Consider the following 14,812-nt stretch of genomic DNA (forward strand, 5'->3'; position numbering starts at 1 on the left):
GCCAAGGCTATTTCTGCGGCAGCATGCGCCAGGCGACGATAGCGCTGGCAAAAGAGAGCGCTGCGGTTGCGACCGAGACCGCGGCAAAGGCCACGATCATCGCATGCGCCCGGACGGCCAGAGCCGCGGGCGGCCAATCGGCATGGGCCGGCTCGCCATAGCTGGCGGAGGCAAGATCCGCATCAATATTCAAGCGATAGGCAAGGGCGGCGACAATGCCGAGCGCCGCGACCGCAAACAGCCCGGCAATGCGGGCAACGCCATTGTTGATGCCGGAGGCGGTGCCGGCCAGTCCCTCGTCGGCGACGGTCATGACGGTGGTGGAGAGCGGCGGCACGACAAAGCCCATGCCGATGCCGAGCAAGGCCATGCTGGGCAGCACGCCATATTCGTAAGCACCCGCCGCCACGCCGGCCGCGACGGTCAGAAACGATAGGCCGACAATGACCGAGCCGAGCGCAATCGGCAGGCGCGGGCCGCGCCGGTCGCTCAAGGCTCCGGAATAGCGCGCCAGCAGCGCCATGGTGAGAGTGAAGGGCAGATAGACCGAGCCGGCTTTCGCCGCGCCGAGTTGTAGCGCCTCGATCAGGGTCATTGGCAGGAAGAACAGCGATCCGGCGAGGGCGAAATAGAGGCAGAAGGTGAGGAGGTTAGCGCCGTTGAAGGTGCGCAAGGCAAAGAGGGCGCGCGGGAGCATGGGTACCTTGCTTCGACGCTCCCAGAGCCAGAACAGCACCATGGCGGCGACGCCGATTGCCAGCGCCAGCCCGATGTCGCGCGGGGAGGGGGACGGTTCGCTGGCGAAGGTCAAGCCGAGCGCCAGGCCGCCGAGACCGATGGTTACGATAGCGGCGCCGAGAAGATCGAGATGGGTTCCGGCCTTCGGCCTGTGGCGCGGCGTCAACGCGAAGAGCAGGAAGAGGGTCAGCGCGCCGGCGGGCAGATTGATCCAGAAGATCCAGCGCCAGGCGGTGGGGCCGGCAAATTGGATTAAAGTTCCGGCCACGATCGGCCCGAGCGCGGCAGCGATGCCGGAGACCATGGACCATAGGCCGATCGCCCGGCCGCGCTCGTCGGTCGGGAACGCCAGGGCGATCAACGCCAGACTGCCGGGAACCATGAACGCGGCGCCAGCCCCCTGAAGACAGCGCCAGATGATCAGCGGCTCGGGCGATCCGGCCGTGGCGCAGCCGAGCGAGGTCAGGCAAAAGACCAGGATCCCGGCGCCGAAGGTTTCCCGCTGGCCGAACCGGTCGCCCGCCGCGCCGCCGACCAAGATCAGGGCCGACAGCATCAGGGCGTAACCGTTGGACACCCATTGAATCTGGCCGAAATCCGCGCCGATGTCGGAGCGGATGGCGGGGATCGCCACAGTCACCACGGCGCCGTCCATGAAACCGAGCGACGAAGCCAGGATAGCGGCCGTCAATGTGGCGGCGCGCGCCCGGCTCGGTGACGCCATTGCGAGGGATTTTTGCATGCTTGATTTGTGTACCAAAGGGCAGATGGCCTGGCAAAGACCGGGACGGTCGCGGTCCCAAGCCGCTCTCTACCTATCTTATTCCGATATAAACATTTCCTTATATCGCTGTTGTCTCACGTCATACTTCCTGCTATACGGCGCTCCAGTCTTCTCTGGAGCAGAACATGAGCGCGTTTAACGATTATATTGTCGCCGATATCGGCCTCGCCGCCTGGGGCCGCAAGGAGATCGCCATTGCCGAGACCGAAATGCCTGGCCTGATGGCGACCCGCCGTGAGTACGGTGCTGCGCAACCGCTCAAGGGCGCGCGCATCATGGGCTCGCTGCATATGACCATTCAGACGGCGGTGCTGATCGAGACGTTGAAGGCGCTCGGCGCCGACATCCGCTGGGTCTCGTGCAACATCTATTCGACCCAGGATCACGCCGCGGCGGCAATTGCCGCGGCGGGCATTCCGGTCTTTGCGCGCAAGGGCGAGAGCCTGCAGGACTACTGGGATTACACGGCGCGCGCGCTGCAATGGGGCGATGGCGGCGAGCCGAACATGATCCTGGATGACGGCGGCGACGCGACCTTGCTTGTGCATCTGGGTCTGCGCGCGGAACAGGGCGACACGGCGTTCCTCGACAAGGCCGGCTCGGAAGAAGAGGAAATTCTGTTCGCCCTGATCAAGCGCCTGCTCAAGGACAAGCCCGGCTGGTTCGCCAAGCTCGCGGCCGCGATCAAGGGCGTGTCGGAAGAAACCACGACCGGCGTGCACCGCCTCTACGTGATGCAGAAGGAGGGCAAGCTGCTCTTCCCGGCGATCAATGTGAACGATTCCGTGACCAAGTCGAAATTCGACAATCTCTACGGCTGCCGCGAATCGCTGGTGGACGGCATCCGCCGCGGCACCGACGTGATGATGGCCGGCAAGGTCGCGATGGTCGCCGGCTTCGGCGACGTCGGTAAAGGCTCGGCCGCCTCGCTGCGCCAGGCCGGCTGCCGCGTCATGGTGTCGGAAGTCGACCCGATCTGCGCGCTCCAGGCTGCCATGGAAGGCTATGAGGTCACCACCATGGAGGACGCGGTCAAGCGCGCCGACATTTTCGTCACCGCCACCGGGAACAAGGACGTGATCACCGCCGACCACATGCGCGGCATGAAGGATCGTGCCATCGTGTGCAACATCGGCCATTTCGACAATGAGATCGACGTCGCCGGCCTGCGCAACATGAAGTGGCACAATGTGAAGCCGCAGGTGGACGAAGTGGAAATGCCGAATGGCAACCGCATCATCCTGCTGTCGGAAGGCCGCCTCGTCAATCTCGGCAACGCTATGGGCCACCCGAGCTTCGTGATGTCGGCGAGCTTCACCAACCAGACGCTGGCGCAGATCGAACTCTACGGCCACCAGGGCAAATACGAGAAAAAGGTCTATACGCTGCCCAAGCACCTCGACGAAAAGGTCGCCATGCTGCATCTCGAAAAGATCGGCGTGAAGCTGACCAAGCTGCGCGACGATCAGGCCGCCTACATCGGCGTGCCGCAGAACGGCCCGTTCAAGGCCGATCATTACCGCTACTGAGCGAAAAACTGCGTCGCGGCGACCTACGCCGCCCTCGGATCGCGGCCGAAATGGCCGCGATCCTTTTTTGCGGGTCCGTTCAATTGGCGCCCTATCCGGTCTATGGTTAACCACTTCCTAGCAGAGTCGCGCTAAGGCTAGGATTCGCTGATTCGCGTATCGTGGTTGGACGGGTTGAGAATGATGGGGTTGCGGCGGCCTTTGAGCCACCCGGCAGAGATTTTCAGGCGGCGGGAGCGCCGATGGATCGGTTCGGCCTCGGTGCTGGCGATCCTCGCGGTCGCGACCCCGGCGCGCGCCGCCGACTGGCCGCGTCTGCCGCTGGATCTGCTCGAGCGCACCGACAGCCTGGCCGCGATGGCCTTTGCCGCCGGCGCCGTCGTGAGCGCGATCGTCGCTGCTCTCGCGCATCTTGCCGGCCGCCGTCGCCGCACGGCGCGGGTGGCGCGGCTGAGGGCGGCCAATGCCGATCTTCAAGCCAAGGCAGCCAGCGCGCAGGCCCTGCTCGCGACAGAGCCGCAAATTCTTATCGCTTGGAATTCGCCGCATGGCGAACCGGAGATCGAAGGCGATCTCTCACTCATCGCCAGCGAGGCCGAACGGCGTCCGGTGCTGGGCTTCGGCTCCTGGCTGCCGCTTGCGACCGCCCTACAAATGGAGCGGCGCGTCGAAGCCCTGCGCAGCCGCGGCGAAGGTTTCCACATGGCGATCCAGAGCCTCGCCGGACGGCATCTGGACGCGGAGGGGCGCGCCGTCGGCGGCCGAGCGATCTTGCGCGTACGCGATGTCTCGGGCGACCGGCTCGACCTCACGCGCTTACGCGAACAACATGCGCAAATCGCGGCTGGGCTCGATACATTGAAAGCGCTGCTCGACGCGATGCCCGATCCCGCCTGGACCCGCGACCAGGCCGGGCGCCTCACCTGGGCCAATGCCGCCTATGCGCGGGCGGTCGAAGCGCCGCAGGGCACCGACGCGGTCGCGGCCCAACTCGAATTGCTGGACCGGCCGGCCCGCGTCGCCGCCGACGATGCGCGCCGGGAGCGCCGCATCTGGCAAGGACAGGTGAATGCGATCGTGGCGGGCGCGCGCCATATGCTGAATGTTCTGGATGTGCCGGTGCCGCAAGGCTCGGTCGGTATCGCCGCCGACCGGTCCGATCTCGAGGCGGCGCGCGCCGATTTCGCGCGCCAGATGGATTCGCATGCACGTACCCTCGATCAATTGACGACGGCGGTGGCGATTTTCGATGGCGCCAAGCGCCTCGTCTTTCACAATGCCGCTTATCGCCAATTGTGGCCGCTTGATGCGGCCTTTCTCGACCAGCATCCGTCCGACGGCGAGATCCTCGACCATTTGCGTGCCGAGCGGCGGCTGCCGGAACAGGCGGATTTTCGTGCCTGGAAAGCCGGGCTCATGGCCGCTTATACGTCGCTCGAATCCGCCGAGCACATTTGGCACATTCCGGACGGCCGCACGCTGCGCGCGGTGACGAGTCCCAATAGCCAGGGCGGCGTCACCTATCTCTTCGACGACGTGACCGAGCGGCAGAATCTCGAAGCGAAATACAATGCGCTGTACCGGGTGCAGAGCGAAACGCTCGATACGTTGAAGGAAGGTGTCGCCGTCTTCGGCATGGATGGCCGGCTCAATCTGTTCAATCCGGCTTTTGCCGAAATGTGGAAGCTCGATCTCGCCGAACTCGAAGGGCGCCCGCATGTGGATAAGGTCGCGCGCCTGTGCGAACCCTTGAGCCCGTCCGCCGAGACATGGCGCGGGATCCGTTCGGTCGTCTCCGGCCTGCACGATGCGCGCACCGCCTTGACTGACCGCCTGACCCGCGGTGACGGCATGGTGATCGATTATTCCGCTGCGCCGCTGCCCGATGGCGCGACCTTGTTGACCTTCACCGACGTCACGGCCGGCGTGAATGTGGAACGCGCGCTGAAAGAGCGCAATCAGGCGCTGATCGATGCGGAAAAGCTGCGCAACGATTTCGTGCATCACGTGTCCTACGAGCTGCGCTCGCCACTTACCAGCATCACCGGCTTCATCGAGCTCCTGGGCGGCGAGATGGTCGGGCCGCTCAACGCCAAGCAGCGCGAATATTGCGAGGCGATCAGTAAATCCTCCGCCGCCTTGCTCGCGATCATCGGCGACATTCTCGACCTTGCCACCATCGACCGCGGTGCCATGGCGCTGGAACTCTCGAGTGTCGATGTGGAAAAGACCATTGCCGCAGCGGCGCTCGGTGTGCAGGACCGCATCGACGAAATGAAGCTGCGGCTCGACATTTCGGTCGCCCCCGACATCGACCCGTTCGTCGCCGATGTGAAGCGGCTGCGACAGATCCTATTCAATCTCCTGTCCAATGCGGTCGGCTTCTCGCAGCCACATCAGGTCGTGTCCCTCAGCGCGGCGCGGCAGGGCGAGGAGATCGTCTTCACCGTGCGCGATTCCGGCCGTGGCATTCCGCGCGAATTGCTTGATCGCGTGTTCAACCGTTTCGAGACCCACACCAACGGCTCGCGCCATCGCGGCGTGGGGCTTGGCCTCGCCATGGTGCGCAGCTTCGTCGAATTGCACGGTGGCCGCGTGCACATCGAGTCCGTGCGCGGCGAGGGCACGACAGTCACATGTATTTTTCCCGCGTCGCCGGTGACGCAGCGATTGCAAGAAAAGGATAGACCCGATGACGTTTCAATCGTCGACGCAGCAATCCATCTGGCGCATTGATCTGCCGAACGAGCCGGCGACCGAAGCCTTGGCGTTCGAGGTTGCGCAGCTTGTCGGCGCCGACGATCTGATCACGCTGTCCGGCGATTTGGGCGCTGGCAAAACGACCTTCGCGCGGGCGCTCATCCGTCATCTGACGGGCGAACGCAGCCTCGAAGTGCCAAGCCCCACCTTCACCTTGATGCAGGTTTATGACGGCCGCGAATTTCCGGTCGTGCATGCGGATCTCTATCGCATCAAGGATCCGGAGGAACTCGGCGACCTCGGCTGGGAAGAGGCCTCGGATGGCGCACTGATCATGGTGGAATGGCCCGAGCGCGCCGGCTCGGCCTTGACCGCCGACCGGCTCAACATTTCCTTCTTCCTCGACCCGGCGAAGGGCACTGGCTACCGGCACGTGGTGCTCACAGGTGTCGGCAAATTCGCCGCGAGTGTCGCGCGGGCCAAGGCCACCGATGCGTTGCTCGGGTCGAGCGGCTGGGCCGAGGCGCAGCGCATCTTCATGCTCGGCGACGCCTCGACCAGGGCTTACGAGCGGCTGCGCAAGCCGAAGGGCGACCAGGCGGTGCTGATGATTTCGCCGCCGCGGCCGGACGGGCCACCGGTCCGGTTTGGCCGGCCCTACAGTGCGATCGCCAAGCTTGCGGAAAACATCCGGCCGTTCATTGCCGTGGATTTGGGGTTGCGGGAGCTGGGCTATTCGGCGCCGGCGATCTACGCGCAGGACATGGAAGGCGGCCTCGCGATTCTCGAGGATCTTGGCGACGCCTTCGTCACGGGGCCGGACGGTCCGGTGCCGGAACGCTATAGCGAGGCGATTGCGCTGCTTGCCGATCTGCATGCCAAATCGCTGCCCGAAACCCTGACGCTGCCGGATGGCGAGAGCTACCGCATTCCGATCTACGACATCGATGCGATGCTGATCGAGGTCGAACTGATTTGCGATTGGTACGCGCCCTACATTGCCGGCGCTTCGCTCACCTCCAGCGCGCGCGCGACCTTCGTCGCCCTGTGGCGCGACCTATTGAGCGAGATTCTGGTGGCGCCGGCGACCTGGGTGTTGCGCGACTATCATTCGCCCAATCTGTTGTGGCTCGCCGATCGCAAGGGCTTTCAGCGCGTCGGCCTGATCGACTTCCAGGATTGCGTGCTCGGCCATCCGGCCTATGACGTGGTCTCTTTGCTGCAGGACGCGCGCGTCGATGTGCCGGCGGCGCTCGAAATGCGGCTGCTGGGCGAATATGTGCGCGCGCGCCGCGCCGCGCAGAAGGATTTCGACACGACGAGCTTTGCCCGCGCCTATGCGATCATGGGCGCGCAGCGGGCGACGAAAATCCTGGGGATTTTTGCGCGCCTCGATAAGCGCGACAACAAACCGCAATATTTGGCGCATATTCCGCGTCTCGAGCGGTATCTGGCGAAATGCCTCGCGCATGAGGCGCTGGAGCCGGTCAGGGCTTGGTGCCAGGACAATCTGCCGCGCGCGATCGCGGCCGAGGTGCAATAGGAATGGGTATGTCGGATCGTCCCGATCGTGCAATGGTTTTTGCGGCTGGCCTAGGCAAGCGTATGCGCCCCGTCACCGACCGGGTGCCGAAACCGCTCATCCAGGTTGCCGGCAAGACCATGCTCGACCATATGCTCGACCGCTTGGCCGATGCCGGCATCAGCAAGGCGGTCGTCAACGTGCATTATCTTGCCGATCAGATCGAAGCGCAGCTTGCGGGGCGCCAGCACCCGAAGATCGTAATTTCGGATGAGCGCGCCGAATTGCTCGATCAAGGCGGCGGCATCAAGAAGGCGCTGCCGCAGCTTGGGTCCGAGCCGTTTTTCATCTGCAACACCGACGCCTTGTGGATCGAGGGACCGAAAAGCAATATGGGCCGGATGTTGGAGCACTGGGATCCGGCGAAAATGGATGTGCTGCTTCTGGTTGCCGAAACAGCGACCAGCGTCGGCGTCGATTGGCCGGGCGATTTCACTATGGCGCCGGATGGGCGGCTGACGAAGCGTGAAGAGCGCAAGGTCGCGCCGTTTGTGTATGCCGGCGTCGGCATCATCAAGCCGGAGCTCTTTGCCGGTGAACAGGCGGATGTTTTCCGCCTCGCGCCCTATTTCTTCGATGCGGCCGAGCAGGGCCGGCTGTTCGGCCTGCGGCTCGACGGGATCTGGTTGCATGTCGGCACGCCGCAGGCGATACACGAAGCGGAAGAGGCCATCCTGCAATCTGCGCAATAACGCGTCATGGGGCTCATGGCCCGACCCTAGGTAAGGGATGTCGGCACCGCGCGTTGTCACCATAGCGCCAGGCGCGAAATTTCTCGACGTGCTGGTGGACCATTTGCTCGATGGTTCGCTGGTGCCGGGCTTTTCGGCCGCGCTCGGCCCGCTCGCCTTGAGCGACGTGACGATTTTCGTGCCGACTCAGCGCGCGGCGCGCGCGCTGGCGCAAGTGTTTTCGGCGCGTTTCCCAGGCCCGTCCTGCATTCTGCCGCGCATTCTGCCGCTGGGCGCGCTCGACGGCGATGCGAGCGGCCTTTTTGCCGGCGAGCCCGGTTTCGATCCGCTCCTCGATGAGGATTTGCCCCAAGCGATTCCCGATATCGAGCGGCGCATGATCTTGGCGCGCCTCATTCTGCAATGGGGCAGGGCGGTGCAGAATGCCATTGTCTCGATCGATGCGCAGGGGCGCTCGACCCATCATGCCGACGAGGCCATGCTGGTCGCAACGACGCCGGCCGATGCCTGGGCTCTATCGCGCGACCTCGCCGGCCTCATCGACGAATTGATCATCGAGGGCGTGGCTTGGTCGGACATCAAGCCCTTCGGCGTCGAACGCTACGACGATTATTGGCGCATCACGCTCGATTTTCTCAATATCGCGATGACGCAATGGCCGGACATTCTGGCGTCGCGCCATAGGGTCGATGCGGCGACGCGGCGCGCACGCCTGATCGAGCGCGAAATCGCGCGGCTGCAAAGCACACCGCCGCGCGGGCCGATCATCGCCGCCGGTTCGACCGGCACCAATCAGGCGACAGCGCGGCTGCTTGCGGCGATCGCGCGCGCACCGCAAGGCGCGGTGGTCTTGCCGGGCCTCGACAAGACGCTCGATGATGCGGCGTGGCACATCTTGTCCGGCGGCGAGCACGCCGAGCCGGCGAGCAGCCATCCGCAAGCCGTCCTCTCCCGGCTCGTCGCGACTTTGGGACTGACGCGCGCGGAGATTGCCGAGGTCGGCATGGTGCCTTCGTCACTCGCCCGGCGCACGCGGCTGATCAGCGAGGCGCTGCGGCCGGCCGAGAGCACGGAGCATTGGTTGCGCTTCGTGCAGGGCCATGACGAACATTATATGCGTGAAGCGCTGCAGGATCTTGCGCTCATCGAGGCGCTCGACGAACGCGAGGAAGTGCTCGCCATTGCCCTTGCCTTGCGCGAAGCGCTGGAGACGCCGGGCCGCACCGCCGCGCTGGTCACGCCCGACCGTAATCTCGCGCGCCGTGTGCAATCGGAATTGCGGCGGTGGCAGATCGATGTCGAACCTTCGGGCGGGGAACCGCTCGACAGGAGTTGCGCCGGCACATTCGCGCGGCTCGTGATGACCTATGTGGTGACGCCGGAAGATTCGGCCAATCTGCTCGCATTGTTGAAATATCCTGCTGCGCGGCTCGGTCTGCCGCGCGAGGAACTCGATCGCCTCAGCGAAATTCTGGAAGCCGGTGTGTTGCGCGTGCTGTTGCCGGGGTCGGACATGGGTGATGTCGCTGCTTTGCTCGATGCGGCGCGTGAAGCCGCAGACGATCCGCACGCGCATCCGTTGCAACAGCGGATCACGGAGAGCGATTGGACCGAACTTCTGGATCTCCTCACCCGATTCACCGCCATTGTCGCGCCGTTGATGCGATTGGACGACGCGCCGCTCGCGCAATGGCTCGATGCGCATCGCGCGACGATTATCGCACTCACTGAGGACAACGAGCACGGCGGCTTGCAGGATGCGAGTGCCGAGACGCTGGCCAAGGTCTTTGACGCGTTGCAGGCGGCCGCCGAACATGGCATGAGCTTCGGCGCGACCGACTACCTGGCGTTTTTTTCGTCCGTTCTGGCCGAACAATTGGTGCAGATCCATCGGCCCTCGCATCCGCGCCTGAAGATTCTCGGCCTGCTCGAGGCGCGGCTCCTGTCGGTCGATCTTGCGGTGCTCGGCGGCCTCGACGAAACGATCTGGCCGCCGCAGGCCGAAACGGACGCTTTTCTCAACCGCCCCATGCGGGCAGCGCTTGGCCTCACGCCGCCGGAGCGGCGCATCGGCCAGACCGCGCATGACTTTACCGTCGCCTGCGGTCATCCCCATGTGATCTTGACGCGCGCGCTCAAACGCGATGGCGCACCAACCGTTGCCTCGCGCTTCCTGCAGCGCCTCGGCGCGCTCGCGGGCGCCCATTGGGAAGCTTGTAAAAGCGCGGGCGAGAACTATCTTCGCCTCGCGCGGCTGATCGATCGTGCCGAGATGCAAATCGTGCTGAAGCCGCCGAAGCCAAGACCAAGCGTGAGCTTGCGCCCGCAACGCTTGAGCGTCACGCAAATTGAGCGCCTGCGCCGCGATCCCTATTCGATCTACGCCGAGCGAATCTTGCGGCTAACGCCGCTGGGCGAGCTCAATCAGGTCGAGGGCCCGAGCGAGATTGGTGCGGTTCTGCATGACGCGCTGAACGACCTGGTGCGTAAATATCCCACCGGTGCAACGCCGGCCGCGGCTTTGGCCGACATGAAGAAAAAGGTTGGGGAGGATTTCGCGCGGCTGCTGCTGGACCCGGATTTCCGCGCCTTCCGCTGGCCCGATATTGTCACCGCGCTGCAGGATATCTTCGCATGGGATGCTGGCCGCCGCGTCGGCAGCGCGCGCTTTGTCGCGGAAGAAAGCGGCGCCTTGCCGCTCACCTTGCTCGATGGCAGCCTCTTCAAGCTCACCGCGCGCGCCGACCGTTTCGAAATCGGTTCGGATGAGGCGGTGACGATTGTCGATTTCAAAACTGGAGCTGTGCCATCGTCGCGTGAAATCTATGCAGGCTTTGCGCCGCAATTGACTCTCGAAGCGGCGATGGTCGCGCAGAATGCGTTTGCGCATCTGCCGCCTAACCCGAAAGTCGCCGATGCGCTGTATGTGAAGTTTCTCGGCATCGATGAGATCAAGCCCAAGTCGGTCACGGAGAAGCCGCGCGCAGAAGCGCAGGAAAAATCGATTGCCGATCTCGCCGCGGACCATCTGCAAGGCCTGCGGCAGCTCCTCGATCAGTTCCGGCAGGAAGACACGGCTTACGTGTCGCGGCCGTTCCCGCAATTTGTCATGCGCTTCGGCGTCTACGATCATCTCGCGCGGGTCAAGGAATGGTCGGCAACCGGCGGCGCTTTGGATGGCGCGGAGGGCGAAAGCTGATGAGTCTGCGTCCGCCCGCCGATACGATTCACAAGCAGCGCACCGCGTCCGACCCCGCGCTCTCAGCCTGGGTCTCGGCCAATGCCGGGTCGGGCAAGACCCACGTTTTGGCGCAACGCGTGATCCGCATGCTGCTCAGCGGCGTGCAGCCCGCGAAGATTCTCTGCCTGACTTTCACCAAGGCCGCCGCCGCCAATATGGCGCAAAAAGTGTTCGACACGCTCTCGCGTTGGACGATGCTCGAGGATGATGCGCTGCGGCAAGCGATCTTGGAGACCGGCGCGCCGGCGCCCGACACGAATGATCTTGCCAAGGCACGTCGCCTCTTCGCGCGCACGGTGGAAACGCCCGGCGGGTTGAAGATTCAAACCATCCATGCCTTTTGCGAAAAACTGCTGCATGTGTTTCCGTTCGAAGCCAACGTACCGGCGAGTTTCGAAGTTCTCGACGATCAGCAAAATGCGGTCTTGCTCGCGACGGCGCGGCAGGCCGTTCTGCATCGCGCATTAGGCGATCCAGCCTCACTGCTCGGGCAGAATTTGAATCTGTTGGTCCGCGAGGTGTCTTCCTCGTCGCTCGATACGTTGATCGGCGAAGCCATGGCGCAGCGCGGGGCGATCACGCGGGTGATCCGCGCCTATCCCACGCAAGACAAGCTGACGCGTGCATTGCAACGCGAACTCGATTTGCAGGCGCACGAGACGGATGCGGCGATCGCGCAGGACATGCTCTATGGCGGTATCGCGCAAAGCGAATGGCCGAGCCTTGCCGCCGAAATGCAGCCATTCAGCAATGCGAAGGAGTCCGGTGCTGTCCTCTTGGCACGCGCCTTCGCCGCGCTCGACGACGCGAAGAAGCTGGAGATCTACAAGAGCATCTTCCTGACGGAGAAGGACAGCCCACGCAAAAACCTGGTAGCCAAGAAACTTGGTGAGACGCGGCCGCTCATTGCGCAAGTCTTGCTGGCCGAACAGGATCGGCTTGTTAAGCTTGTCGAGAAACTGAAACGCGCGCAAACAGTGACGCGGACGGTCGCATTGCTCGGCGTGCTGGGCGGCATTTTGACCGAATATGAAAGGATGAAGCGGCGCCAGGGCCTGTTCGACTTTCAAGACCTGATCGAACGCACGTTGTCGCTACTCGCGCGCGCCGATGCGGCTTGGGTTCTCTACAAGCTCGATGCTGGCATCGATCACGTGCTGGTCGATGAAGCGCAGGACACGTCGCCCGAGCAATGGCAGATTCTGCAAAAGCTCACGGAGGAGTTTTTCTCCGGCGAGTCTGCGCAGCGGCAGGCGCGCACGTTTTTTGCGGTCGGCGATCCAAAGCAATCGATCTTTTCGTTCCAGGGTGCCGATCCGGCGATGTTCGACGCCGTGCGCCGGGAGCTCGACAAGAAGGTGCGGGAAGCGGCAGACCCGCGCGAGCGGCGGTTGCTTTTCGAGCATGTTCAACTCGTGCTCTCCTTCCGCTCGGCGACCGATATTCTGGAAGCCGTCGACAAGGTCTTCGAAGCGCCGGAGCGCTCCCGCGGCCTGTCGGCCGGAGACGAAAATGTCAGGACAGTTCACCAGCCCTTGAAAGCGAAGGCGCCTGGCCTGGTCGAAATCTGGCCGCCGGTCGGCGCACAGGCACGGGAGACGCCGCGCGATTGGCGTTTGCCGGTGGATGCGCTCGACATGCAGGATCCGCCGGTCATTGTGGCAAGGCGCATTGCCGCCGCGATCAAGGCGATGATCGCGCCGGGTTCGCCCGATTACGTGATGGACAAGAACAACCAGCCGCGCGCGATTGACCCCGGCGACGTGATGATTCTGGTGCGGTCGCGCAACGCTTTCTTCGAAGCCGTCATTCGCGCGCTGAAGGCCGCCGACGTGCCGGTGGCCGGCGCGGACCGCCTGCAGCTCACCGATCACATCGCGGTGATGGATTTGATCGCGCTCGGCCGCGCGTCGCTCTTGCCGGATGATGATCTGACCGTCGCGACGGTACTCAAATCGCCGCTCGTCGGTCTCGACGATGACGATCTGATCGCGCTCGCGCCTTCGCGACCAGGCACGCTGCTGCACGCGCTGCAACAATCCGCCGACCCACGCCATGGCGCCGCCGCGCGGCAATTGCACGCGTGGCAAAAGCAAGCTGCGACGCTGGCGCCCTTCGCCTTTTACAGCCACGTGCTCGGCGCCGATGGCGGGCGGCGCAAGTTGCTGGCCCGGCTCGGGCCGGAGGCGGGCGACGCCATCGACGAATTCCTCAAATTGACATTGGCGGAGGAGCGCAAGCAGGCGCCGGCGCTGGTGACATTCCTGAATGGGCTGCAGCAGATCGACCTTTCCATCAAGCGCGACATGGAGGCGCAGCACGGCGCCGTGCGGGTGATGACGGTGCATGCCGCCAAAGGGTTGGAAGCGAAGATCGTCTTTCTGCCGGACACGTGCAGCGTGCCGGGCGGACGGCACGATCCGAAGATCTTTTTTCTCGACGACGGCAAGGGTGGCGCTTTGCCGGCCTGGTCGCCGCGCACCGCGACCGATACCGCTGCGGTTGGCGCGGTGCGCGAGACGGCGCGGCAGGCGCAAATCGAGGAGCATCGTCGGCTGCTCTATGTCGCGCTCACCCGCGCCGAGGAACGGCTCTATGTGGCGGGCTTCCATGGCCCGCGCGGGCGCAATGCCGAGTGCTGGTTCGACATGATCTGGGCCGGGCTCGAGCCCGACCTGCAGATTCTGCCGGCGCCTTGGGACGGCGCTGAGCAGATCTACCGCCGCCAGGTCATCGCCTATCAGAAAACCGACGTGACTGCCGCGGCGCAAGCGGGCGCGGTCGAGACGCGGCTCCCGGATTGGCTCGAGCGCGATGCGCTGCCCGAGCACGATGCGCCGCCGCCGATCAGCCCCTCCAACGCCGCCACCGCAGCCGACCGAAACAACGGGCCGCGCGCACAGGCGGTACCTGGCCGAGACGCCGCCCAGCGCGGCAGCCTGATGCACGCCCTGCTGCAGCATTTGCCCGACGTGGCCACGAATCGGCGTGAAGCGGCCGGTTTGCGCTTCCTCCAGGCCGAAGCGCAGCGGCTCGATGCCGGCGCGCGGGCGGCACTGCTCAGGGAGGCGCTGGATGTTCTCGACGCTCCGGCGCTGGCGGCGCTGTTCGGGCCACAGTCGCGTGCCGAGGTCGGGATCGCGGGCGAAATCGCTGGCGCCCTGGGAGCCAAACTGAGGGTCACGGGTCGTATCGACCGGCTGGCGGTGACGGCCGAGGCCGTGTTCATCGCCGATTACAAGACCGGCCGCCCGCGGGAGCTGGCCGAGACGCCTGCCGCCTATGTGTCGCAACTGGCGCTCTACCGGGCGGTGGTGGGTGCGCTTTATCCCCACCTGCCGGTCCGGGCCTTCCTGATCTGGACGACGGGACCGCAATATCTTGAGATTCCGGAGCAAAGTCTGGATGCGGCGCTGGCGCACGTCACCTCTGCGCCAGGCGCGGAGATCGGCGCGCTTGACGGCGATGCGGCTCCTTCCTACCTATGAGGCAACTGTGGCGGCCGGTTTCTCGAGTCGCCGTCCGAGCAATTTTCCATTCTTCCGG

7 protein-coding genes are annotated in these 14,812 nt (G+C 64.5%); 6 read left to right on the forward strand and 1 reads right to left on the reverse strand.

Annotated elements, in window-relative coordinates; genetic code table 11:
- Window positions 1–7: 7 nt before the first annotated feature.
- Window positions 8–1,480 carry an MFS transporter gene (locus V9T28_RS04405; protein WP_245424105.1) on the reverse strand — a complete coding sequence of 491 codons (1,473 nt, stop codon included), beginning with the start codon at window positions 1,478–1,480 and terminating at the stop codon, window positions 8–10.
- 167 nt (window positions 1,481–1,647) lie between these two features.
- Here V9T28_RS04405 and ahcY point away from each other — a divergent pair, with 167 nt between their 5' ends.
- The 6 genes from ahcY (at window position 1,648) to addA (ending at window position 14,754) form a co-directional block, all read left to right on the forward strand.
- Window positions 1,648–3,051 carry an adenosylhomocysteinase gene (gene ahcY / locus V9T28_RS04410; RefSeq protein ID WP_116401029.1) on the forward strand — a complete coding sequence of 468 codons (1,404 nt, stop codon included), beginning with the start codon at window positions 1,648–1,650 and terminating at the stop codon, window positions 3,049–3,051.
- Between the two features lie 180 nt (window positions 3,052–3,231).
- Window positions 3,232–5,787 carry a sensor histidine kinase gene (locus V9T28_RS04415; RefSeq protein WP_245424106.1) on the forward strand — a complete coding sequence of 852 codons (2,556 nt, stop codon included), beginning with the start codon at window positions 3,232–3,234 and terminating at the stop codon, window positions 5,785–5,787.
- Window positions 5,744–7,294, forward strand: coding sequence for a tRNA (adenosine(37)-N6)-threonylcarbamoyltransferase complex ATPase subunit type 1 TsaE (tsaE, locus tag V9T28_RS04420; RefSeq protein ID WP_116401030.1), 1,551 nt, complete (start codon window positions 5,744–5,746; stop codon window positions 7,292–7,294). Before V9T28_RS04415 ends, tsaE begins: the two co-directional genes overlap by 44 nt.
- 8 nt (window positions 7,295–7,302) lie before the next feature.
- Window positions 7,303–8,025, forward strand: coding sequence for a nucleotidyltransferase family protein (locus V9T28_RS04425; RefSeq protein ID WP_116401094.1), 723 nt, complete (start codon window positions 7,303–7,305; stop codon window positions 8,023–8,025).
- Between the two features lie 37 nt (window positions 8,026–8,062).
- On the forward strand, window positions 8,063–11,224 hold the full coding sequence (gene addB, locus V9T28_RS04430) for a double-strand break repair protein AddB (protein ID WP_116401031.1): 3,162 nt from the start codon (window positions 8,063–8,065) through the stop codon (window positions 11,222–11,224).
- The gene (gene addA, locus V9T28_RS04435; protein WP_116401032.1) at window positions 11,224–14,754 is read left to right on the forward strand and encodes a double-strand break repair helicase AddA; all 3,531 of its coding nucleotides are present in this window, start codon (window positions 11,224–11,226) and stop codon (window positions 14,752–14,754) included. The genes addB and addA overlap by 1 nt, the downstream gene beginning before the upstream one ends.
- The last annotated feature ends 58 nt before the right edge of the window (window positions 14,755–14,812 follow it).

Source organism: Methylovirgula sp. 4M-Z18, from assembly GCF_037890675.1.
Taxonomy (GTDB): Bacteria; Pseudomonadota; Alphaproteobacteria; order Rhizobiales; family Beijerinckiaceae; genus 4M-Z18.